The organism is Pseudomonas sp. ASL7, assembly GCF_056680375.1.
This window is the reverse complement of the sequence record NZ_CM155279.1, coordinates 2,695,713-2,714,457: the sequence shown is the minus strand read 5'-3', so window position 1 is coordinate 2,714,457 and position 18,745 is coordinate 2,695,713. Positions and strand designations below refer to the sequence as shown.

Below are 18,745 nucleotides of genomic sequence, written 5' to 3'. Positions count from 1 at the left end.
TGTGTCCGCATTCGGAGCAGCCGCTTGCCTCGTGGGAGCAGCCATAACCATCTCCGCAATCACAGGAGCATCCGCTGCAGTCGACGGTGCAGGTCTGTATCTGCTCGACGTGACCTTCGCGCATGATCAGATAGTTGACTCGTCGATCCAGGCGGAAACCGGTCAACCGTTCGGCCTCTTCGTACGTGGACGGATCCCAGCGAAAGCCATATCTCGCAGCTGGATCCTCGACCACGCGATTTACTTTGCGCATAGCGAGTCCTCACCCGCCGTTCATCGGCAGGCTGAAAAGAGTGATTGGTCGTGATATTGAGATCGGCTGTTTTATCGAATCTCGTATGGGGGAAAAAGCAGCGCAGGCACTTTGGTTTCGTTCAGGATGATTTCGTAGCGCCAAGGTTATTCACCTCAGATCGTCCGCTATCGCTCTGAAAAAAGTGGCTAAGTAATATCAAAAAAGGTTATTTTTCGGCCCCGCCTGAATTCTCGGAGTTTTAAATGGCAGAGGTTGAAAGGAAAGCAGCCGGAATTAGATTCAAATTTCGACTTGCGTGTGCAGGCGTGCTGGTGTCTTTTTTTTGGGGTGTTTTTTGTTATCTTGTGCCCTTTGGGGGAAATCCAGGTACTTGGTTTACCCGTTCAGGAGCTGTAATTACCGTCCTTGCATTATTTAATGAGTCTCAACTCAGTGAAGGCATAGGAAGGCTCGACAAGAAAATGAAAAAAATTTGCTTGCGGCGGTTTGAGGGATGGCGAATCGTAAATTTGTTGTGCGCTGCGATTGGTACGATAATTTGGGGCTACGGCGATCTCCTATTCTGATAGGCCTCGATCTGAATGCACTCCAAATTCATTTCCGCATGGGTTTCCCGCTGCCAGATTGACGAACTGTTGTGTGATTCGATGTGGTTGGCGATGACATTGGCGCGCTGGCCGGCGGTGGGGCGGGGCATACATCTCTAAGCGGCTGATGCCCCGCCGTTCACCGCAGCGTTCGTGGAGTCGGCGGAGGCGAAGAGCTGATGCTGGAAGATCGCCGGGTCTAGCATCCGCAGGCCGTTAAGTCTGCAAGCTGGGCGGCCTTGGTCGTCGCAAATGGCGTCTATCGCCGCGGCCCCTTGTAGATGAGCCAGAGCATGTAGAGCGGGGCGAAGATCATGGCGCCACCTGCTGCGAAATGCGCCGCGCCCAGTTCACATAGGGGCCGTATTCAGTGTCGAAGATCCCCATCAGGAACCACTCAGGTCCCGGCGACTCTGGTTCCCAGCCATTGCAATGTGCTTCACCGTTCTCGTAGGGGGGACCGTCGAGTCCGTCAAGCATGTGCCAGCCTTTGCGTTCCAGCTTCTGCGAGTCAGCCCAGGCTATGTACTTTGCCGGGTCTTCGTCACCGCCGAAGTCTGGGATGCCCGGGTGAGACCAATAGCCATTTTCATCGCGCTTTACTTCAATGGGGCCGAAAGGTTTAGGGCTGTGTGTGGCGCATGGCATCACATAGAGCGCGTCGGAGTATTCGCCGCCGCCGGAGCTGAAATTCATTTGGCAGTCGCACTTGGCCGGCTCGCCATTCACGAAAGTTATCTTTTCTTCAGGCATGACTTCGTCCTTGCCGCTATAGCGGCTGACTTTGAGTTGGTTAATGAATTTTGAGTGAGAGCGCCGGATATTAGGATTTTCGAGACGGCGTTAAGATTTTCTAGGGCTGGAGTACAGATGTGCTCCAGCCGGGATACTGCTGACTTTGAAGGGGGAGGGAGTTACTGCTGTTTGGCGGCGTCTGCTTCTTTCATTGCTTCCGTGCTCAGACGAAAGCTCAGTGTCTGTGCTGCATCTGCCTGACGCTGCCAATACTCGGCCTGCTCCTGGTGAAACTTGGCCTGTTGGGTATGGCTCTGCACGTTTTCGCTGGCCAGCTTGTTCTGAGCCTTCACGGCCTCGGCCAGTTCTTTCGTTGTTGGTTTGTTCATGGCTTATTCACCCTCATTGGCGAGCTGGTTTAGTCGCTGGCCGCACGTGCTGGGGATTTCGTGGTACCGCTCCGCCTCTGCTGGCTTGAGTGCCGCCTGGAACTCCGCAAGCAGATCCTCTGGGAAGCATGACTCGGTGTAGTAGTCCAGGGTTCTGCGTAACAACCCCTCCAGCAGATCCATCCGATGGCCAGCTTCCAGGCTAAGCAGGGAAAAATCGTCATCTGCTTTGTCGAGGGCCTCATCCGCTGCGTTCAGGCGCAGCTGCAGGGCGTGCTCGCGAGCCTTCGACGCCTCGAGGTGCTGCGCCAATGTGCACGCGAAGTCGCCGGCCAGAAGCTCATTGATGTACTGGCGGTAGTCGTGACGCTTGAGCACGGTCTTGAACAGGTGGGCGATGTAACCGCGTCCGCCATCTGGAGTGTTCAGGTCAAAGCCTGGCTCGACCGGTTTGTTTTCTGTGGGCATTGGGAAACCTCGGCGTTATATTCACGGATCAATACAAGGTTGGGGCAGGAAAATGTCGGGAAGTCTTTTCCACTACACGGATGTTGGGGCTGTGAAAGCGATCTTAGAAAATTGCGAACTATGGCTTACTGACTTAAGGTTTCTGAATGATGCTCAGGAGATGAATGATGGTGTTGTATTTATCTTGGATGCGCTCCACAAGGAACTAAAAAACCTCAAAAATTCTGACGCACATTTTGACCAAGCAGTAAATTTATTGATTACTTCTTTTGATGATCATGTGTCTGTTTGGATTGATGATGAGCCAACCCTTGTATGCTCATTTAGTGAGGCGGGGAACCAGCTTAGTCAGTGGCGGGCTTATGGCAGTTACGCTATAGAGTTTGATAGAGGAGCGCTTAGCTCGGAGCTCAAACTGTTTGATTGTGTGTACGATCGAGCTAGAAAAATGGAAGTCGCGGAGGATATGGTTTCTCAATCCATTCACGGGCTCGCTGCAGATTTCAATTTATATGATGGCGCTGCCGGGCCAGACTCTCTCGACTTTCTTTATGATCTCGTCAGAACAGCTTCGATATTCAAAAACGAAAGCTTTTATGAAGAGCGAGAAGTTAGATCTGTAGTTGATTTGTCAATACCTAGCAAGGATCTAAAATTTCGTCAGAGGGGCAATCTATTAATTCCATACACGATTGCGAATTTCTCGTTGGAGTGTGTGAAGGCAGTTCACATTGGGCCGATGAGAGATCAGGATCTCGCTTATACTTCGATGCGCGCGCTTGTTTCGTCGCTGTTGCAAAATTATGTGGCTGATGGTGGCAGCATAGAGCATGAAATATCGGTTATTAAGTCAGATATTCCTTATCGAGCATCATAGTCCGGTCCTCGCTGGCTGGCGTGATTCGTTGAAGTGGGGTATTTATGTTGGGTCAGCGGCAGCTTGTTTATTAGGGAGATGTATGGACGAAAAAGTTGATTGTCCTTATGAGCGGGCGATACTGAAGGCTCGCTGGAAATTTGTTACCTACACGCTGCTCGCTGTGCTTACACCTTTAGTTGCGGTGTTTCTTTGCCATTTCCTTGAAAAGCCCAGTATTTGGATTTCAAGGTCGGGCGCCGTAATGGCGGGTATGGCATTTCTTGCTGATCTAAAGGCGAGAGATATGGCGGGCGCTCTGTATCCTGGCGGACTTGCTGGGCCGACCTATATGTATGCCGCCCTTAAATACAGAACGCAGATTGGATATTGTTTGCGATTATCAGTAGCAATGATTTTGACGGGAACAGCCGTTTGGGGATTTGGTGATTTGTTGCCACTGGGTGCGGCTTAAGCACGCCGAACCTTGAAGAAGCACATGGCCTTGGCGCTATCAAAGCAATCTTCCAAGCGCTGAAATGCTTGGTATTTGGCCTGACTTCTGGTGGCCGCCCAGACATGCTCAACGTAGCGGCGTGCATCTCCAATATCGTGCACAACGTCGAACCAGTCGTAGCACCGACGGTGATGACCTGCCACTCCTTCAGCGGAAGTGACTCGGCCATCTCGCCGTACTGCATTTCGTGTGTGGGGTGGTAGTTGCTGATCCGCTTCTTCGGGTCTTCGTCCAGCACCACGCCGATGTAGTGACCGCGGTCGGCCAAGATGACGCCGGGCTTTCCGTAGGCGATCACGCGGTGGCCGATTTCGGCGGGCACCTGATAGTGCTGCCGGACGTATGCGCAGTTGTGGCTCATGGATTTCTCCAGTCGGGCACCGCCCTCCGTGACCGGATGAGACAGTACATAGCGGTTGGTATATTGAGATTCGAGATCAGGAGGCGGGGATGAATGAAGTAGAAGAGGCGAAGAAATTCATCATTGAAAACGGTGCTGGCAGTTTTGTGCCGGATCAAGCCCACTACAAGTTTGATCGATCAAACGAAAAAATTGCGCTGCTTGAGCTGACATCAATCGCCCCGGTAACGCGAGCTCGTAGACCTTTTTTTGATCCTGCCAGGGGCATATCCATTCTCGAGGGTTTCAGAATGGAAGCCTGATTGAGCATATCCGCGTTTTAGAAAACGAAGGTCCTCAAAGCCCTTATCCGTATCAGCTTTATGATGGATTTCACCGACTATATCTTTCTCGGGCGGTAGGATTTAGTTCGATCCCTGCAGAAATATTTCCACGTTCTGATTGGTCGTCTGAGTGACGGAGTGACCACCATATCGCTCAGACATCTACGCCGTTTTTGGCGATTTTTTAAGCTGTCGCGACTGTTTTTCTGTAATAACGATTTCAGGTCGCGACATGTTGGCGAAGCGGGCGGTATCTTCTGCGGGCGCAGCGGCGAGGTTTATCAGGAAGGTCGATACCGTCTCCTGCCATTCCTCGAAGTCGTGACGTTCGCCCAGTACCTGAAGTGCATCAGCCAGTGCCTTCGACACAATCAACGTGCGCTTCTCGGCACCGATCCGGTCGAGCAATACCTTCTCCTTGGCCCGCTTGTCCTTCTGAATATCCACGTTGCTCTTGGCCATGGCCTGCCTCTTCAATTCCGTGGGCTGGTAGATCCAGCCATGTCTGTCGTCGGCGCTGTCGCACCTGGTTGCTGATGCGTCTCACGGTGGTCCCGGGAACTTGATGTTGTTCTCGCGGGCAATGAGCCTGGCGCGCTTGGTTTCCATCCCCATCTCTTTGGCTGATTCGATGACGGTCTTGCCGGCGTCGGCCAGTTCCTTGAGCCGTGGCGCGAGCTTGTTGCGCTCGATCCGCAGCTTGTTGCTGTGGGAAGTGCCAAACATGGCGTCCTTCTCGCCGGTCACGCCTGGGGCAATTTCTTGCACCGCCTTGCCGGCGCCGAAGTAGTGATCCAGTTGCTGGTTCAGGTTCGCGATGATCGAGTCCCGCGTGTTGGGCATTGGTACGCCGATCACTGCGCACCTCCGGGCAGGCGGTTGGCCTTTTCCTCAAGCTGGATGGCGTAGTCGACGGCGGACACGTGTTCGAAGCGAAAGCCGCAGGTCTTGCCTGTGAACAGGTCGATGATGTGGTACGCCTTCGGACCGACGTTCTTTACCTGATAGCGCACCGGCTGCTCAGGCATCAGCAGGTTGACGCGGCGGGCGAACTCTTCGCGGGCCATCTGGCTGCGAACCATCAGTGCGCCGAGGACATCCCGGCGTTGTTGGATCAGTGGGTGCATGGCTGATTCCTCGGTGTGGGGTTGCGTGTATTCGTCAGCACTCGGCCCTCCTGCTGGTTGCCGTTGGGCGCAGGGGAGAGTGCTGACGGATAAAGGCGGGGAAAAAGAAAGGCCCGTTGGACGTTCGGGCCTTTCACAGATGCAGCGATGTTGGGTCATGGTCTATTTCATGGCGGTCGCCCTCTGTGGGGGAGTGGAAAAACTATTCCGGTTAGGTGCAATTTGTTTCCGGTCCTACTGGATGCAGGGGGCCGCTTGCGCGGTGCAGAATCATCCGCATGTGATCTGGTGTTGAGCGCCCCGTTTCCGCGTTTCGGCGCATCCATCTAGGCGCTTGGGTTTCAGCGGCCGCGTCTCACAGATCACACCCCGATGCGCTCTCATGGAGAGGATCGGGCAGTTAACGACAGGCTGTCGCGGCGCTGGCGTTCTGGCAGAAATAGGTGCCCGGATATTTACCCACGCCGGGCCGTGGTAATCTCGCGGTCCCTACGACTGCGAGAACAACCTATGACAAAGTATTTTCATATTGCTCCCACCATGCTTGGAGAAGGAACTGTTGTACTGCCAGGAAATTTCGGTCGAAACTTGAAGGCTTACTCAGTTGGTCCGAGAGGTCCGGAAGGTCATTTTCTTAACTTGGCCAGAGAGCTGATTTTCGAGAGCGTCAGAAACCAATACCACCCTGAAAAAGTGTCTCGATTTGAGGCGTGCTTCCTTTTCGAAAGTCATGAGTATGCCCGGAGGTTTGGGCATTACATCAATACGTCTGGCGTTATCTATGAGGCATCGATCGTCAATCAGGACGCGAAGATTCATCGGGGTGATTTTTCTATGTTTCAAGATCACACCCTTCAACAACAGATATCTTTCATGGAGCTGCATGAGGGGCAGGCCAAGGACTATTGGGCCAATACACCTCAGGTGCGCATAGGGGCGGATGGAGCTTGGCGTGTTGATACAGAAATCTTGACCAACAGCCCGATACGCCTGGAGCGCCAGATAGGTTTTGTTAACGATCCGGTTCTTTGAGGTTAGGATCAATATGTTGATGGTAGCGCCAATCTCGACTTGGAACGGCCGGACCACTATCGAAGTTTCTTATCGGTGCACCTGGTGAGACTTTTTTAAGATCCGCCATAGTCGGCTGTTGGTCCCTGCTGTTCGGCAGGTCCAACGGGGCAATCACCACCATTTCTTTTTCAAATTTCATATCTGTTTCCCTCGGTTGTCATCCCAAAGCCCGCTCGGTGAACGAGCTTCAGTGATGCTTTCCGCCATGACCCGCTACTGGCGTCGGTCACTGGCTTTAATCGAATGTGCCCGGCCTCGCTACTGGCGTCAGACCGGGCTTGTTGCGTCAGCGGTGAGTGCGCCGGTTGCCCGCTGCTGATTGCAGGGCTGGCTATCGTTGGGTGGGCGTCGAGCTTCCTCCTCATGGCGTCAAACAGCATCTGTTCGCCATGGATCACAGGTCCTTACAACATGCACGCTACAGCTCTGAATGCCCGACTGAGTGGGGCAGGGTGCATGAGGTCCGGCGTTCCCAGCCGAAGCTATCGGGATCGCTAATTCGATTCGGTGTCTCTCCCTTCTGCCGCCGGGATTCGCGGGGCGCATTGTTTGCCGGGTCGTTCGTGCCTACTGGGCATACACGGTTCTGGCATTTCACCATCGAGCAGCCGTCCAGGTTGTTCCTGTCGTTGGCAGGCTTTCGGGCCTGTCTGCTCGCCGGTCGCCGGTAGAGGCAATGCGGTCTGTTGTTTGTTGCGCTGGCTGTTAAAGAGCGGTGGGCCGGTTGTGGCCCTTCGCAGTGGCTGTGTGTTGCTGCGATGGATGCAATTTAGAAAACTAAACAAAAAGAGTCAACACTATTTTTAGATAACTTAACAAAAAGCTCGGCCGAATACCGGTATGGAATCGCCACGTCAAGACTTACGGTTTAGGAAACTACAGGCTATGCTGCGTCTAAACTGTATGGATATACAGCATTGAACAGGAGGGCAGGGCATGGCTAAGAAACAGGCTAAACCGGTAGTACGTCAGGAAATTAGTGGTATCGAGCGGCTTGGCCTGCGGGTTTCGTCGATGATCAATCACCCCGTCGCACAGGACCAGCGGTGGGTCACAATCCATCGATTAGATACAGACGGGGACAGGGAGTGGGACGAGGTTATGGGGTTGCTATCCGAGACGGACGGCATAGATATGACATTCAACGACGACGAGTCGGTTACGTTGAAGTGGGAGGTATCATCAGAGAACGACCCTCAGGTCGAGGCGCATGAGGAGTTCTTAACGCTAGAGGACCTAGCGCCTTTCTGAAGTGTAAAAAAGCCCGCTATAGCGGGCTTTCGGATTCGGCATCATGGAGCAGCCAAAGTCTTCTTTCTTCGAGGTGCGGGTTTCTTTTTTGGAGGCGCTGGGGGAGGGGCAAAAGGAAAATCGACCGGATTCGCCCCCATTGCTTCTAGTAAGGGTTTTGCGATGCTGCGCAAATAGGGATAGAGCAACGACCCAAGCTCATAGTTCGCTTCTGGACTAGCCAGCGCCTCAGCGCCCCCAGGTGTCATTACTTGAAATTTCCCGATGAGGCTGAGTTCAAAGAATGGTGCATCATCGTTTTGGGATGTTTGCAGCTTCACTCTCACCTCAACAGGGTCGTGAGGTTTGAGATCTTTGACGGGGGTGATAACTGCTACCTGAAACCGGGCGTCATAGTTATCGTCCCCGTTGTCATCGTAAGGAATGCCACGTATTTCCTCGAGCTTCACGCCCTCCAGGCGTACGTCATATAGGTTCATTTCACCAATCTCATAGAAACCTTCTGGGTCGGCCTACGCTCGTGCAGGGTGAAAGATCCCTCGTAGTCCTGATGATTGGGATAATGGTGATGAACTTCCTGATGCCGACCGTGAACGTGACACTCGATGGCGTCTTTTACGAAATCGTTAAGACCTTTGCCCTCGCGTGCAGCGTGCCTAGCAACCTCTCGATGCAACTCACGGCCAATTCGGACGTTGAAAGTTCCAGAGAATGGCTTATTTGGCTCCACGCCGAGATCGCGACACATATCGACGTAATCATCAACTGCCTCGATGAACGACTCGCGAAGTCCTTGTGGGGTGTCCGCTTCGAAAGTGACCAAATCCTCGATGTGTAAGATCTTTCCATACAAGATGTTGTTTTCCAACGAAAACTCCATCGATCCCTGAAATCCATTGTGCTCAAGAATCTGTTTGCTCATGTCATATGCCCTTGCGATATAAGAGCTTCTTTTACCAGCTCAATCTGATATTCCAGCAGAGTGCTATCAGGATGTCGTTTGTGAAGAGATATCTTGTGCTGGGTCCTGCTTACGAACCGTTTACGAGACCCGCTGCCCTCATGTTCAGTGTAGCCATACCCCTTGAGAAGTCTGACAAGATCATCCCAGGAAAAATCCTTGGGTGGCGGCTTGCGAGAAAAATCGTCTCTGAGCTTTTGAAGCCTGCTCATATGATGGCTCCCGCACTGCGTCTGCAACTATAATTCAGTTGCACTGCTAGCTGCAAATTTAAGGAGCGAGCGGTCGTGTGGTTGGTGCTAGCACCCGAGGAAAAAAATTGGCGTTCCATACCTATTCCAGGGAAATTTGGCTTAAATCAGCATTAGGCTGAGAAAATGACGGCTTGATCGGAGAATCTTCACTGAATTTTGGTCGGCGGCAACGGAGAGTGAAGAATATGTAATCCGCCAAGTTAAGCCTTCCTCGCATTCCAGATCAGCAGCACTTTAGCGTGAATTGTCACGTCGTCTATCCGCGCCGTCTGGTTCTCGTAATGTTGGTTGTCCGAGATCAGTCGGTAATGATCTTCGTCCAAGCGCATGACTCGTTTGATGTATAGCTCTTGGTGCCAAGTGAGAAGGTAGATTCCTTCCCCAATGAAATCTTTGATGCCTCGATCAACGATCACTAAGTCTTTGTCGTTGATCGTCCCCTCCATCGACTGGCCCCAGCCTGTGATCATGGCTAGCGCACTGGCGGCGGTATAAATTACGCCCTTCTCTCGCAATATTTCCTCACGCACGACTAGATTCCGAACCGCCTCGTTGTACTCCGGGGGAACCTGGCCATGACCCATGGCCGCGCGGATATCGTACTGAGGAATCAGAATCTCATCGTTGGTTGGTCGGAGCACTGCGTAATTTCCTGGCAGATGTTGCTGACCAGTGACAGCAGGGCTGTCGGCCTCGGCTGCTGCCGCAAGCACCATCTCCCGAGCTTTGTCAGACAGATTCTTGCCAGCCTTTGTCGCGAGCATGTGAGCCACCAGCTCGGCACTGGTAGACCCGGCCTTCGGCCCATCCAAGGATGCGGTATCACCTGGTGAGCCTGTTCCTTCTGAAAGCCAATCAGGAGAGCACTCCAGCGCTTTAGCCAGCGCAAGAAGGTTTTTCCCCTTTGCTCCATTAGTCCCCGACACCCAAAAGCTTACCGTCGACTTGGATACGCCTGTCAGTTTGCTGATGTCTGTAGCGCTGAGGTTCAGCTTTCTCATGCGCGCGGTAACGCGATCTTTGAATTCCATATTTAGGATTCTAAACATTTCATAGTTTAGATAACTTGCCTTGTATTGTTAAGAACTCTAAACTCGACGCAGACAATGGAGACAAGCCCCATGACCTACGACGAAGCCCTGAAACATTTCGGCACCGGCCGCGCTATTGGTGACGCTCTTCGCGTGACTGGTAGTCGGGTATCGCAGTGCCGTACCTCGGGCGGATTTTCCTACCCAATGCAATGCGTTCTGGAAAAAGAGTCGCGCGGCGCACTGGTCGCTCGACGGGAAGACGACCCGGCCCAGGCGCTCGACGACTCTGCCGCCTAACGAGCTGACTAAATAATCGCCCAAGCCCCACAAGGGCACCACGGAAACAAATTTGAGGTTTTACGAATGGAAGATTTCTTGAGGGCTTGCCACACCACCGTCAAGGAAAGCGGGGCAGAGGAGCTGGCCGGGAAAATGTGCATGGCACACGTGAGCTTGCTGCAGCGCTCGAATCCTGACAACGCGGCTCATCACCTGACCATCGAGCATCTGTTCGGGATCCTGCTGCACACCGGTGACATGCGCCCATTGATGACCCTGGCTGATCAGTTCGGTTTTGAGGTCACCCCTAAGGTAGCGCCGGCGCCAAAAGCGTTGACGACATCGCTCATCCATGTGGGCAAGGAAGTTGCTGACCTGACTATCGCCATTCACGAAGCGCTGGATGACAGCCATGTATCCACCAGTGAGAAGTCCGAAATTCTCACGGAAATAACTCACGTCCGGGAGAGCCTTGCGGAGCTGGAAAGCTCGGTCAAGGCCGCCTGAATTTCAGACACAAAAAAGCCGACGTACGAGGTCGGCTTTTTCAACAGCGGCAAAACTTTGTGGAGATGATTATGCACAACCAGATCACCCCCGGCAATACCCGTCATGTCGCAACACTTTTAGGGCAATCGCAAAACGTGTCGTGGCACACCATGTCGTCACGTGAGATTGCCGAACTGACTGGCAGCTCACACGACAACGTGATGAAAACCATCCGTGGCTTAGTTGCAAAGGGTGTCGTTTCTTCAAACGACACCCCCTATGTCCATCCGCAAAATGGCCAGGTCTACCGCGAGTTTCTGCTGTCTCAGCGCGATACCCTCGTGGTGGTCTCGGGCTACAGCGTAGAGCTGCGAGCGCGGATCATTGACCGTTGGCAGGAACTGGAAGCCCAAGTAGGTCAGTTTCAAATTCCTGCCACATACGCCGAAGCATTGCAGGCAGCTGCTGACCAAGCCAAAGACAACCAGTCGCTTCGTTTGGTCATCCTCGATCAGGCGCCGAAGGTCGCGGCCATTAAGCGACTGGCGGCCGCTGGCGGTGCGATCTGCATAACTGACGCCGCCAAGCACCTGCAGGTCCAGCCGTCGAAGCTCTTCGCCTGGCTGGAACAACACCGCTGGATTTTTCGGCGCCACGGCTCTGGCCGGTGGACCGCCTACCAGCCGCGCATCACGTCCGGCTACATGATTCACAAAGTCACTTCCTTGAAGGCTGATCCTGAAACCGGCGTTGAGCGCGCGGCCTTCGATCCATTGGTCACGCCGAAAGGCCTTACACGTCTCGCTGAACTACTGCAGGAGGCCGCGTAATGGCCGGCGACTGGATCAAATTCGAACTCACCACCCTGGATAAGCCTGAGGTCTGCCAGATCGCCGACCTGGCCGATATCGATCCTGACGCTGTCGTCGGCAAGCTGATGCGCGTGTGGGGTTGGTTCGACCAGCAAACCGAAAATGGTAACGCTCCGAGCGTTAGCAAAAAGTTACTCGATCGTCTCGTCGGCGTTATCGGTTTCTGTGAGCACATGAAGTCGGTCGCTTGGATGATCGAACTCGACGGCGTGATCAGCCTTCCGCACTTCGACCGTCACAACGGGAAGACCGCTAAAAACAGGCTTCTCACGGCAAAGCGTGTTGCAAACCACAAGGCGAGTAACGGTAAAAGTAACGCTGCGAACGTTAGCGGTGCGTTACCTAAAGAAGATGTAGAGAAGAATAAAGAACCTCTCTCTGCGCTGGCTCCGGTCGATCCTCGCATGCCCAGCGAAATGACCCTCGACTGGGTGCCGGATGAAACACTACTGAAAACCTACGCTTTGCACCGCGGCTTGGCGCTCGAACTGTTCACCGAAGAAGTCCGTGTCGCATTCACTGCTCACTACGAGCCTCAACACCAGGTGAACACCCAGGCCGAATGGGTTGGCATGTTGGTCAAGTGGGTCAACAACGACAAAGCCCGGGCCGCTGCCTCGAATGTGAAGCAGTTCAAGCCGAAGCAAGCGCCGGCCTCCGACTTCGACGATGACGACACCGACTGGCAGAACGGGGTGAAGTCATGAAGACCGTATCGGTGATTGCCCAAGACCTATGGACGAAAGCCAAATCGGGAGAGTTCATCGCCGCGGGCGACGCGGCGCCGGTCGCAAATGAAACCCACCACACGCTGGTGACTGCCATCAACGAGCTGTTCAAAGAGCTGCGCTCCATTCGCTCGGCGTGGCGGCAGGCATGGCCGGATAGGGAAACCTACCAAGCATCGAAGCGCCAATGGTTTCAGGCGTTCCTCGAGGAAGGTATCTGCACTCAGGGCCAGATCGATTTCGGAATGACCCAAGTTCGAAAGCAACCGGGCGATTTCATCCCAAGCCCGGGTCAGTTCATCGAATGGTGCAAGCCAACCCCAGAAATGCTGGGCTTGCCACCACTTGTGGCCGCGCATCGGGAAGCATGCCGTAACGCACATCCTGGTATGGCGGGGCAGGGCAAGTGGTCGCACGACGCGGTATGGCACACAGCCAAGGAGTGCGGCTTCGAGAGCCTGAACAAACTCGACACGGCGCTCAGCCTTAAGCTTTTCGACCGTAATTACACCATCACCATCCGCCGCTTGCTGGCCGGTTTACCGCTTCAGTCGATGCCCAAAGCGCTGGCGGCGCGAGCGGAAGCGAAGGTCACCCCTGAGGTTGGGAAGGGTGCGCTGGCGCAACTGCGCGCCAAGTTGAGAGGCTACCGTGGCTGACTCCCGTCTTGCTCCGACCAACGCACTCGACTATCGCTTCGCCGTGCACTGCTGCGGCTACAAGTGGGATCTCACCGACAAGCCCGATCGCGCCGTCGCACTGTTCGAACACCAGGTGCTCGCGTTTCAGTTCGGCCGCGCTATGTGGCCACAGCATTTCGAGGTGATCGACGTCATCACCGGGGAGCTGGTATGCGCGTGACCTCGAAGAAGCTCCGCGCCTCGGCCAACGGCCAGGAATGCACCGTCCGCACGCCCGGTGCTTGCAACTTCGACCCAGCCACGACGGTGCTCGCTCACCTGCCATGCGGGCAGAAGGGAATGGGTATGAAGGGATTCGACACTGTCGCGGTGTACGCGTGCAGCGCCTGCCATGACGTCATCGACGGCCGCGCCGCCGGCGACATCGATTGGCAGGACATGCCGCGTCCGATCGCCGAAACACATGAGGCCTTGATCCGGGCCGGAATACTTACCGTCAAGGGGGCTGCATGATTACTGCCTTGGTTGCACTGATGTTGATTGCCAGCGGTGGCATCCTCGAAGCTTTCCGCCGTTTGGACCGCCGGCACCGAATAGCGCGAGGTGACCGAAAGTGAAGCCTGCGGCTATGAAACTTTTCAAGACCAGGATAACGCGAGCCAAGCCAGTCGACCGCGAGGGCCTTGAGCAAGCGGCATTGATGGCTGAACTGCGCCTCCGTATGCCTGAAGTTGCTGACCTGATTTATCACGTCCCGAACGGTGGGCATCGCCTCAAGTCGGTGGCCGCGAAGTTGAAGCAGCAAGGTGTGGTGGCCGGTATCCCTGACCTGGTGCTGACCATGGCGCGCGGTGGATTCTTCGGCCTATACATCGAATTCAAGGCAACACCGCCGAACGATGCCGCCATCTCGGCCAGACAGCACGAGCGCATCCGCAAACTGAACGAGCAGGGGTATCTCGCTGTGGCCTGCCGTGGTCACTTCGATGCGATGGAGCAGATCCGCGCCTACCTTCGGCTAACTCCTACAGTGGTGGCTGCATGAGCACCGCCGTCGTCAACCTCTCCGACGCCGAAATTCGCCGGCAGGCCGCTGATTCATCAGTGCATACGCTGCGTGATCCTCGGCACCCCGGTCTCTATTTTCGATTCAGCGAGGGGAGGGGGCGCGGCTCCTGGTATCTGGTGGTGAATCGTTCGTGGCGGCGGATCGCCGGGTATCCCGACCTCAAGGCCAATGCGGTGCTGGCCGTGCTACCCGAGCTGCGTCAGCGCCTGGTGCTCAAGCCGAACGCGAGCGCCGCCATCGAGGCGTGGACCACCGTCGGCGATCTGCTCGACTGGTACGGTGACCGCATGTCCCGTGACCGGTCGCTGTCGGACAAGCGTAAAGCCGGCGGCAAGACTGCGATCGCCTGCCACCTCAAGCCACGTCTCGCTGATTTGCCGATTCGCGACGTGAGTGCCCAGAGCCTCGACCAGATGCTGATGTGGCCACTGCAAGCCATCCTGTCGCTGTCCTATGTACAGCAACTCTACCGCCTGTTGTCCGCCGCATTCCGCCAGGCGCACAAGCTGGACCTGATCCCGACGAATCCCATGGCCGGCATGAAGTTCGCCGACTTCACCACCGCCCGCATCGTGCCCAAGGCCGCTCGCCTGCGTGGTGTCCAGATCCCGGACGTACTTAGCCTGCTTATCGAGCGTTTCGATACAGCACCGGGAGACGCCATGCTGGCCCTGATGATGCTCTGCCACGGGACGCGCATTGGCGAAACCCGCATGACGCGCTGGGCCGACATCACGCTACCCGAGCGTGAGTGGTTCATCCCAGCTGAGCACACCAAGACCCGCACCGAGCACCGGCTGCCACTGACCGACCAGGTATGCGCGCTGCTGCGTCGCTACCGCGATGCCCAGTTGGCCGCCGGCTATCAAGGCGCGTACCTGTTCCCGTCACGCCGTGGCCTGGCGCTCAGTGACAATCAAGCGAGTGCCGTATTCACCCGGCTGGGCATGGGCGAATGGACCAGCCACGACTTGCGCAAGGTGGCCCGCACTGCCTGGACAGACCTCGGCATCGACGGCCACATCGGCGAGATGCTCCTCAATCATTCGCTGGGCAAGATCGCCTCCACCTACATCAACACCCAGGCCACTGAGCAGCGTCGACTGGCGTTGGTGAAGTGGCACGACTGGTTAGATGGCCGTGGCTTCAATGCGATTCACGAGCAGACAGGCGTTAGATATGAAGATTCGCAAAACAGCCTGCAAGCCACGAACGACGAGGCCTGCAAGGTGGTTCCACAATTTGTTAATGGCGAGGTTTAATAATGGATAAAAAGACTCATGGACCCGTCTTCAAGGTTGATCAACTCGACCTGGCTCAGTGCCTGATCTGCAAGGGCAAGGCGGTTGTGAAGGGCGTCTTTCACGACTTGGCCTGCGTCCAATGCAACGCCTCCGGCTGGGTGTCGGCTGATACCGGCGATGCGCTTCCGCTGGAGGTGCTGGTTACTCAGCTGAGCATCCGGCTCCAGGCCGCCGAACACCGGGTCGAACTATTGAAGCGCGAGCCGCTGACGTGTGGACCTACCGCGCAGTACGAACGGAATAACCGCCGCGGCGCTGGCGGCACCAACTTCACTGGGGATTGAGGGGAAACCATGGGCATCTATAAAGACGTGATGAGCACACTTGTCCGGGTATTGGCCGCAGACAACATCGACAACAGCACCAAGCAGAGCTGGCAGAAGCTGATCGACGCTGACCTTCGCCAAGGCGGCACCGGCAGTTCGTTATCGGTGCGCGACAAGTTCGACTATGACTGCTGCCTCTACGCGCTGCTGCATCGTCAGCTTGAGCCAGTTCAGTGGGATGTACTCGTCGCTAAGTACTCGACACACAAGGCCAAAAAGGTTGCCGCCATCGGCCGGCTGGTGGCCCGCATGGTTTCCCCAGCGCCGCAATTGTTCATCTACAAGGCACTCACTGCGTGGGCCATCCCAAAGCTGAAGGGCGTCCAAACTGGTAAGCGCTCTACCGATATGATCGTGCTGCCGGCCGAATTCTATGACATGAATACCTGGGACATGGAAGGCAAGCCAGAGTCGACGCGCCGGCGGTGGAAAACCGGCATCGCAAAGCGCCTTGAGTCGTTGGAAGAGGCCGCAGTAATCCATGCAACCGAGATATTCGACCGGGAAGAAATTTTCATAGACGCTGCTTGACGTAGTGGCGGAATGATCATAAATTGCCCCTATCATGTCGATCTTGCGCGTTATGAGGGACGACACCCGAGGCCCAGTTAATTGCTGGGCTTTTTTGTGGGGAAATTTCTGTTTGTAATAGTGGCTAATTGATATATTCCCGCCCTAATTTAGGAGGAACTCATGAAAAAAGCCGCCATTGCACTACTTCTTGCCGCCGTTGCTACCTCGGGCTGTACTCTTCGTGTTGCTGACATGACCGTCGCGAGCACCAAGAACTACAACATCAACGCCTCAAAATTTGTAAAGGGCAAGCGCGTGACTGGCGAGGATAATTATCCGGTAATTATCTTCCCTACAGGCATCCCAAACATGAAGACGGCAATGGATAACGCAATCCAGCAGGATACCTGCGCAGTAGGCCTGACTGATGTTGTTATGAGTCAGCTGAACCATTCCTTCTTGTTCGGGATGATCGGCTTCCGTGTTGAAGGCGACTTGGTCATCGATACATCGCGTCCAGGGTGCGAAGCACGCGCGTAAGACGCCAAGAAATACCAAAGCCCTGGCATTTGCCGGGGCTTTTTCATTTTCGGCTACACCACACCCATCGCTGAAGCCGAACCTATTTCACTCCCCGAAAGGGAGGAACCCGAGATGCCAAACATGCCCGACAAACCAGACACCTGGCTGCTCGTTCTCGCGTGGCTGGGCCAGCACGCGCCGACGATCTATGCCGGCGCACTGTCATTCGTGGTGGGTGCTTTGCGAATCATCTACGGCGGCGGCACGCGGCGACAGGCGCTGCTTGAGGCCTCGCTCTGCACGCTGATCACCATTGGCCTGATCCCACTGCTGGAGTACTTCGGTCTGCCGCAGAACTTCGCTACCGCCGCCGGTGTGTTCATTGGCTTCCTCGGCGTCAAGAAGATCGCTGACTTGGCTGATCGCTTTGCCGACTTCAAGCTGCCTCGGCGCACTGAGTGATGGCCCGCCCCGATAGTTTTCACCACTTCAATGACGGTCGCGGTAAGCGTCGTGTCTACATCAACGGCAATGAGATCGAGCGCGTTGTCTGGTGTGACACATCGCTGGGTATTGCCGTGTTCTGTCCGTATCGCTCGCAGACGTGGCGAGGTCTACACCCGTCGCTTACGCGGTACCGTGACTGTCGAGAGGATGGACTGATGGCATGTACAGGCTGCACTGCTCGACGTGCTCGGGCGATCAAGTGGACGCAGGAAGCAATCGATCGGGCCAAGAGCCTGATCAGACCAGCGCCACCGAATCAACCCGAGGGTAAGAACGATGGCAGCCAGACCCTGTAGAGCCACACGCTGCCCCAACTTGGTCAAGTCGAAGGGCGAACAGGGGTTCTGCGATGACCACGCGACACAGCGCGGTGCCTGGGTCAGAGAGAGAAGGGCAGGCAGCACAACCTCGCGCGGGTACGGTGCGGCATGGCAGCGCCTTCGCGCCTCGATCCTCAAGCGTGACCACTACATATGCCAGTGCTCTGTCTGCTCCAGCCTCGGTCGAGTGCGGGAAGCGACCGAGGTCGACCACGTCATCGGCAAGGCGAACGGTGGCACCGACGACCCGGGCAATCTTCAGGCCATCAACCACGACTGCCACAAAGAAAAGACCGCCCGAGAGTCGAATCTGTGCGAATGATTCTCATATGAGGTCAAAAAGGACCGGAATTCATGCGGAATGCACGAAAAATGGCGAAATCTATCGATCTGGCCCCATCGATAGGGGGGTGGGACAGAAGTCTGGGCCTTTCGCCTCTCTGACCGCGCTGAGGTCTCATTCACACGACCGCGAAAAATGAAATTTAGGAGTCTCGCCGATGCCGGGGGTAAAGGGGCGGTCCGGCCGTCGCCCCAAACCCACGGCCAGCAAGGAGTTGGCCGGTAATCCCGGCAAACGAAAACTCAACAAGAACGAGCCGGATTTTGCGCTCGTTAACAAAATTGAACCCCCAGAGTGGCTATGTCCCAACTCGCAAGAAATGTGGTCAAGGGTTGTTCCGTCGCTCCTGGCTGAGAAGGTTTTGTGTGTAACCGATCTGCATAACGTCGAGGCATTTTGCACGGCCTATGCAAACTGGCGGGCTGCTCAGAAATCGGTAACTGAGTTCGGGATTGTCGTTCAGTCAGCGATGGGCTCACCCATCAAAAACCCTGCCCTGACCGCCGCAAAGGAGGCCATGGCGCAAATGGTCACGTTCGGCTCACTGCTCGGCCTCGACCCGTCGAGCCGATCCCGTCTCACGGGCGGTAAAAAGCCGGCCGGCACCAACGAATTTTCAGCACTTCTCAACGGATAACC

General features: G+C 55.4%; 32 protein-coding genes and 1 pseudogene. 21 read left to right on the top strand and 12 right to left on the bottom strand.

Annotated features, from left to right (window positions below):
* Positions 1–498 precede the first annotated feature (498 nt).
* Complete coding sequence (locus tag AC1MDT_RS12445) at positions 499–822, top strand: hypothetical protein (protein WP_480422289.1); 324 nt, start codon at positions 499–501, stop codon at positions 820–822.
* Between the two features lie 333 nt (positions 823–1,155).
* Here the strand turns inward: AC1MDT_RS12445 and AC1MDT_RS12440 are convergent, their stop codons facing one another.
* The 3 genes from AC1MDT_RS12440 to AC1MDT_RS12430 form a co-directional block, all read right to left on the bottom strand.
* A complete protein-coding gene (locus AC1MDT_RS12440; RefSeq protein WP_480422288.1) occupies positions 1,156–1,596 on the bottom strand; it encodes a hypothetical protein in 441 nt (146 codons plus the stop codon).
* 161 nt (positions 1,597–1,757) lie between these two features.
* Entirely contained in the window at positions 1,758–1,967 is a 210-nt protein-coding gene (locus AC1MDT_RS12435) for a hypothetical protein (RefSeq protein ID WP_480422287.1), read from the bottom strand.
* Positions 1,968–1,970: 3 nt separating this feature from the next.
* Complete coding sequence (locus tag AC1MDT_RS12430) at positions 1,971–2,435, bottom strand: hypothetical protein (RefSeq protein WP_480422286.1); 465 nt, start codon at positions 2,433–2,435, stop codon at positions 1,971–1,973.
* A 52-nt stretch (positions 2,436–2,487) separates the two neighbouring features.
* Here AC1MDT_RS12430 and AC1MDT_RS12425 point away from each other — a divergent pair, with 52 nt between their 5' ends.
* Together AC1MDT_RS12425 and AC1MDT_RS12420 are read left to right on the top strand one after the other, a co-directional pair.
* Positions 2,488–3,312, top strand: coding sequence for a DUF2971 domain-containing protein (locus tag AC1MDT_RS12425; RefSeq protein WP_480422285.1), 825 nt, complete (start codon positions 2,488–2,490; stop codon positions 3,310–3,312).
* A gap of 82 nt (positions 3,313–3,394) precedes the next feature.
* Positions 3,395–3,766 (top strand): hypothetical protein, encoded by a 372-nt coding sequence (locus AC1MDT_RS12420; protein ID WP_480422284.1) that lies wholly within the window; start codon positions 3,395–3,397, stop codon positions 3,764–3,766.
* Here the strand turns inward: AC1MDT_RS12420 and AC1MDT_RS12415 are convergent.
* Positions 3,763–4,169 (bottom strand): annotated as a pseudogene (locus tag AC1MDT_RS12415) (hypothetical protein). The gene AC1MDT_RS12420 and the pseudogene AC1MDT_RS12415 overlap by 4 nt on opposite strands.
* A gap of 89 nt (positions 4,170–4,258) precedes the next feature.
* Between AC1MDT_RS12415 and AC1MDT_RS12410 the strand changes: the two are divergent.
* Positions 4,259–4,471, top strand: coding sequence for a hypothetical protein (locus tag AC1MDT_RS12410; RefSeq protein ID WP_480422283.1), 213 nt, complete (start codon positions 4,259–4,261; stop codon positions 4,469–4,471).
* A gap of 183 nt (positions 4,472–4,654) precedes the next feature.
* Here AC1MDT_RS12410 and AC1MDT_RS12405 read toward each other — a convergent pair whose 3' ends face one another.
* The 3 genes from AC1MDT_RS12405 to AC1MDT_RS12395 form a co-directional block, all read right to left on the bottom strand.
* The gene (locus AC1MDT_RS12405; RefSeq protein ID WP_480422282.1) at positions 4,655–4,954 is read right to left on the bottom strand and encodes a hypothetical protein; all 300 of its coding nucleotides are present in this window, start codon (positions 4,952–4,954) and stop codon (positions 4,655–4,657) included.
* Positions 4,955–5,035: 81 nt separating this feature from the next.
* Complete coding sequence (locus tag AC1MDT_RS12400; protein WP_480422281.1) at positions 5,036–5,350, bottom strand: hypothetical protein; 315 nt, start codon at positions 5,348–5,350, stop codon at positions 5,036–5,038.
* Entirely contained in the window at positions 5,347–5,619 is a 273-nt protein-coding gene (locus AC1MDT_RS12395) for a hypothetical protein (RefSeq protein WP_480422280.1), read from the bottom strand. Before AC1MDT_RS12395 ends, AC1MDT_RS12400 begins: the two co-directional genes overlap by 4 nt.
* Before the next feature lie 510 nt (positions 5,620–6,129).
* On the opposite strand from AC1MDT_RS12395, the gene AC1MDT_RS12390 reads away from it, so the two are divergent.
* Positions 6,130–6,651 carry a hypothetical protein gene (locus AC1MDT_RS12390; protein ID WP_480422279.1) on the top strand — a complete coding sequence of 174 codons (522 nt, stop codon included), beginning with the start codon at positions 6,130–6,132 and terminating at the stop codon, positions 6,649–6,651.
* Here AC1MDT_RS12390 and AC1MDT_RS12385 read toward each other — a convergent pair.
* Positions 6,632–6,832 carry a hypothetical protein gene (locus AC1MDT_RS12385; RefSeq protein WP_436273629.1) on the bottom strand — a complete coding sequence of 67 codons (201 nt, stop codon included), beginning with the start codon at positions 6,830–6,832 and terminating at the stop codon, positions 6,632–6,634. The genes AC1MDT_RS12390 and AC1MDT_RS12385 overlap by 20 nt on opposite strands.
* A gap of 797 nt (positions 6,833–7,629) precedes the next feature.
* Between AC1MDT_RS12385 and AC1MDT_RS12380 the strand changes: the two genes are divergently transcribed.
* Positions 7,630–7,944 (top strand): DUF1654 domain-containing protein, encoded by a 315-nt coding sequence (locus tag AC1MDT_RS12380; RefSeq protein WP_480422278.1) that lies wholly within the window; start codon positions 7,630–7,632, stop codon positions 7,942–7,944.
* A gap of 41 nt (positions 7,945–7,985) precedes the next feature.
* Here the strand turns inward: AC1MDT_RS12380 and AC1MDT_RS12375 are convergent, their stop codons facing one another.
* The 4 genes from AC1MDT_RS12375 to AC1MDT_RS12360 form a co-directional block, all read right to left on the bottom strand.
* On the bottom strand, positions 7,986–8,423 hold the full coding sequence (locus AC1MDT_RS12375) for a hypothetical protein (protein ID WP_480422277.1): 438 nt from the start codon (positions 8,421–8,423) through the stop codon (positions 7,986–7,988).
* Positions 8,420–8,866 (bottom strand): type II toxin-antitoxin system HicB family antitoxin, encoded by a 447-nt coding sequence (locus AC1MDT_RS12370; RefSeq protein ID WP_480422276.1) that lies wholly within the window; start codon positions 8,864–8,866, stop codon positions 8,420–8,422. The genes AC1MDT_RS12375 and AC1MDT_RS12370 overlap by 4 nt, the downstream gene beginning before the upstream one ends.
* Complete coding sequence (locus AC1MDT_RS12365) at positions 8,863–9,117, bottom strand: type II toxin-antitoxin system HicA family toxin (RefSeq protein ID WP_480422275.1); 255 nt, start codon at positions 9,115–9,117, stop codon at positions 8,863–8,865. The genes AC1MDT_RS12370 and AC1MDT_RS12365 overlap by 4 nt, the downstream gene beginning before the upstream one ends.
* A gap of 242 nt (positions 9,118–9,359) precedes the next feature.
* Positions 9,360–10,190, bottom strand: coding sequence for a S24 family peptidase (locus AC1MDT_RS12360; RefSeq protein ID WP_480422274.1), 831 nt, complete (start codon positions 10,188–10,190; stop codon positions 9,360–9,362).
* 90 nt (positions 10,191–10,280) lie between these two features.
* Between AC1MDT_RS12360 and AC1MDT_RS12355 the strand changes: the two genes are divergently transcribed.
* The 15 genes from AC1MDT_RS12355 to AC1MDT_RS12285 all read left to right on the top strand — a co-directional run bounded on the left by AC1MDT_RS12355 (position 10,281) and on the right by AC1MDT_RS12285 (position 18,743).
* A complete protein-coding gene (locus tag AC1MDT_RS12355; RefSeq protein ID WP_480422273.1) occupies positions 10,281–10,490 on the top strand; it encodes a hypothetical protein in 210 nt (69 codons plus the stop codon).
* 66 nt (positions 10,491–10,556) lie between these two features.
* On the top strand, positions 10,557–10,979 hold the full coding sequence (locus tag AC1MDT_RS12350; protein ID WP_480422272.1) for a phage regulatory CII family protein: 423 nt from the start codon (positions 10,557–10,559) through the stop codon (positions 10,977–10,979).
* A 152-nt stretch (positions 10,980–11,131) separates the two neighbouring features.
* Positions 11,132–11,791 carry a phage antirepressor KilAC domain-containing protein gene (locus tag AC1MDT_RS12345; protein ID WP_480422773.1) on the top strand — a complete coding sequence of 220 codons (660 nt, stop codon included), beginning with the start codon at positions 11,132–11,134 and terminating at the stop codon, positions 11,789–11,791.
* Positions 11,791–12,540, top strand: a complete 750-nt coding sequence (locus AC1MDT_RS12340) for a DnaT-like ssDNA-binding domain-containing protein (RefSeq protein WP_480422271.1) — start codon at positions 11,791–11,793, stop codon at positions 12,538–12,540. Before AC1MDT_RS12345 ends, AC1MDT_RS12340 begins: the two co-directional genes overlap by 1 nt.
* A complete protein-coding gene (locus tag AC1MDT_RS12335) occupies positions 12,537–13,220 on the top strand; it encodes a replication protein P (RefSeq protein WP_480422270.1) in 684 nt (227 codons plus the stop codon). Before AC1MDT_RS12340 ends, AC1MDT_RS12335 begins: the two co-directional genes overlap by 4 nt.
* Complete coding sequence (locus tag AC1MDT_RS12330) at positions 13,213–13,422, top strand: hypothetical protein (protein WP_480422269.1); 210 nt, start codon at positions 13,213–13,215, stop codon at positions 13,420–13,422. Before AC1MDT_RS12335 ends, AC1MDT_RS12330 begins: the two co-directional genes overlap by 8 nt.
* Complete coding sequence (locus AC1MDT_RS12325; RefSeq protein ID WP_480422268.1) at positions 13,413–13,715, top strand: nuclease domain-containing protein; 303 nt, start codon at positions 13,413–13,415, stop codon at positions 13,713–13,715. The genes AC1MDT_RS12330 and AC1MDT_RS12325 overlap by 10 nt, the downstream gene beginning before the upstream one ends.
* 100 nt (positions 13,716–13,815) lie before the next feature.
* Positions 13,816–14,247, top strand: coding sequence for a VRR-NUC domain-containing protein (locus AC1MDT_RS12320; RefSeq protein ID WP_480422267.1), 432 nt, complete (start codon positions 13,816–13,818; stop codon positions 14,245–14,247).
* A complete protein-coding gene (locus tag AC1MDT_RS12315; protein WP_480422266.1) occupies positions 14,244–15,533 on the top strand; it encodes a tyrosine-type recombinase/integrase in 1,290 nt (429 codons plus the stop codon). Before AC1MDT_RS12320 ends, AC1MDT_RS12315 begins: the two co-directional genes overlap by 4 nt.
* A 2-nt stretch (positions 15,534–15,535) precedes the next feature.
* Positions 15,536–15,859, top strand: coding sequence for a hypothetical protein (locus AC1MDT_RS12310; RefSeq protein ID WP_480422265.1), 324 nt, complete (start codon positions 15,536–15,538; stop codon positions 15,857–15,859).
* A 9-nt stretch (positions 15,860–15,868) separates the two neighbouring features.
* Positions 15,869–16,432, top strand: a complete 564-nt coding sequence (locus AC1MDT_RS12305; protein ID WP_480422264.1) for a hypothetical protein — start codon at positions 15,869–15,871, stop codon at positions 16,430–16,432.
* 162 nt (positions 16,433–16,594) lie between these two features.
* Positions 16,595–16,954 (top strand): hypothetical protein, encoded by a 360-nt coding sequence (locus AC1MDT_RS12300; RefSeq protein WP_480422263.1) that lies wholly within the window; start codon positions 16,595–16,597, stop codon positions 16,952–16,954.
* Between the two features lie 114 nt (positions 16,955–17,068).
* Positions 17,069–17,398 (top strand): phage holin, lambda family, encoded by a 330-nt coding sequence (locus AC1MDT_RS12295; RefSeq protein WP_480422262.1) that lies wholly within the window; start codon positions 17,069–17,071, stop codon positions 17,396–17,398.
* A gap of 321 nt (positions 17,399–17,719) precedes the next feature.
* Positions 17,720–18,085 carry an HNH endonuclease gene (locus AC1MDT_RS12290; RefSeq protein ID WP_480422261.1) on the top strand — a complete coding sequence of 122 codons (366 nt, stop codon included), beginning with the start codon at positions 17,720–17,722 and terminating at the stop codon, positions 18,083–18,085.
* 178 nt (positions 18,086–18,263) lie between these two features.
* A complete protein-coding gene (locus tag AC1MDT_RS12285; protein ID WP_480422260.1) occupies positions 18,264–18,743 on the top strand; it encodes a phage terminase small subunit P27 family in 480 nt (159 codons plus the stop codon).
* Positions 18,744–18,745 lie beyond the last annotated feature (2 nt).

Coding starts and splice junctions, on each gene's coding strand:
- AC1MDT_RS12445 (WP_480422289.1), top strand. CDS start 499: ATGGCAGAGGTTGAAAGGAAAGCAGCCGGAATTAGATTCAAATTTCGA.
- AC1MDT_RS12440 (WP_480422288.1), bottom strand. CDS start 1,596: ATGCCTGAAGAAAAGATAACTTTCGTGAATGGCGAGCCGGCCAAGTGC.
- AC1MDT_RS12435 (WP_480422287.1), bottom strand. CDS start 1,967: ATGAACAAACCAACAACGAAAGAACTGGCCGAGGCCGTGAAGGCTCAG.
- AC1MDT_RS12430 (WP_480422286.1), bottom strand. CDS start 2,435: ATGCCCACAGAAAACAAACCGGTCGAGCCAGGCTTTGACCTGAACACT.
- AC1MDT_RS12425 (WP_480422285.1), top strand. CDS start 2,488: ATGTCGGGAAGTCTTTTCCACTACACGGATGTTGGGGCTGTGAAAGCG.
- AC1MDT_RS12420 (WP_480422284.1), top strand. CDS start 3,395: ATGGACGAAAAAGTTGATTGTCCTTATGAGCGGGCGATACTGAAGGCT.
- AC1MDT_RS12410 (WP_480422283.1), top strand. CDS start 4,259: ATGAATGAAGTAGAAGAGGCGAAGAAATTCATCATTGAAAACGGTGCT.
- AC1MDT_RS12405 (WP_480422282.1), bottom strand. CDS start 4,954: ATGGCCAAGAGCAACGTGGATATTCAGAAGGACAAGCGGGCCAAGGAG.
- AC1MDT_RS12395 (WP_480422280.1), bottom strand. CDS start 5,619: ATGCACCCACTGATCCAACAACGCCGGGATGTCCTCGGCGCACTGATG.
- AC1MDT_RS12390 (WP_480422279.1), top strand. CDS start 6,130: ATGACAAAGTATTTTCATATTGCTCCCACCATGCTTGGAGAAGGAACT.
- AC1MDT_RS12385 (WP_436273629.1), bottom strand. CDS start 6,832: ATGAAATTTGAAAAAGAAATGGTGGTGATTGCCCCGTTGGACCTGCCG.
- AC1MDT_RS12380 (WP_480422278.1), top strand. CDS start 7,630: ATGGCTAAGAAACAGGCTAAACCGGTAGTACGTCAGGAAATTAGTGGT.
- AC1MDT_RS12375 (WP_480422277.1), bottom strand. CDS start 8,423: ATGAACCTATATGACGTACGCCTGGAGGGCGTGAAGCTCGAGGAAATA.
- AC1MDT_RS12370 (WP_480422276.1), bottom strand. CDS start 8,866: ATGAGCAAACAGATTCTTGAGCACAATGGATTTCAGGGATCGATGGAG.
- AC1MDT_RS12365 (WP_480422275.1), bottom strand. CDS start 9,117: ATGAGCAGGCTTCAAAAGCTCAGAGACGATTTTTCTCGCAAGCCGCCA.
- AC1MDT_RS12360 (WP_480422274.1), bottom strand. CDS start 10,190: ATGGAATTCAAAGATCGCGTTACCGCGCGCATGAGAAAGCTGAACCTC.
- AC1MDT_RS12355 (WP_480422273.1), top strand. CDS start 10,281: ATGACCTACGACGAAGCCCTGAAACATTTCGGCACCGGCCGCGCTATT.
- AC1MDT_RS12350 (WP_480422272.1), top strand. CDS start 10,557: ATGGAAGATTTCTTGAGGGCTTGCCACACCACCGTCAAGGAAAGCGGG.
- AC1MDT_RS12345 (WP_480422773.1), top strand. CDS start 11,132: ATGTCGTCACGTGAGATTGCCGAACTGACTGGCAGCTCACACGACAAC.
- AC1MDT_RS12340 (WP_480422271.1), top strand. CDS start 11,791: ATGGCCGGCGACTGGATCAAATTCGAACTCACCACCCTGGATAAGCCT.
- AC1MDT_RS12335 (WP_480422270.1), top strand. CDS start 12,537: ATGAAGACCGTATCGGTGATTGCCCAAGACCTATGGACGAAAGCCAAA.
- AC1MDT_RS12325 (WP_480422268.1), top strand. CDS start 13,413: ATGCGCGTGACCTCGAAGAAGCTCCGCGCCTCGGCCAACGGCCAGGAA.
- AC1MDT_RS12315 (WP_480422266.1), top strand. CDS start 14,244: ATGAGCACCGCCGTCGTCAACCTCTCCGACGCCGAAATTCGCCGGCAG.
- AC1MDT_RS12310 (WP_480422265.1), top strand. CDS start 15,536: ATGGATAAAAAGACTCATGGACCCGTCTTCAAGGTTGATCAACTCGAC.
- AC1MDT_RS12305 (WP_480422264.1), top strand. CDS start 15,869: ATGGGCATCTATAAAGACGTGATGAGCACACTTGTCCGGGTATTGGCC.
- AC1MDT_RS12300 (WP_480422263.1), top strand. CDS start 16,595: ATGAAAAAAGCCGCCATTGCACTACTTCTTGCCGCCGTTGCTACCTCG.
- AC1MDT_RS12295 (WP_480422262.1), top strand. CDS start 17,069: ATGCCAAACATGCCCGACAAACCAGACACCTGGCTGCTCGTTCTCGCG.
- AC1MDT_RS12290 (WP_480422261.1), top strand. CDS start 17,720: ATGGCAGCCAGACCCTGTAGAGCCACACGCTGCCCCAACTTGGTCAAG.
- AC1MDT_RS12285 (WP_480422260.1), top strand. CDS start 18,264: ATGCCGGGGGTAAAGGGGCGGTCCGGCCGTCGCCCCAAACCCACGGCC.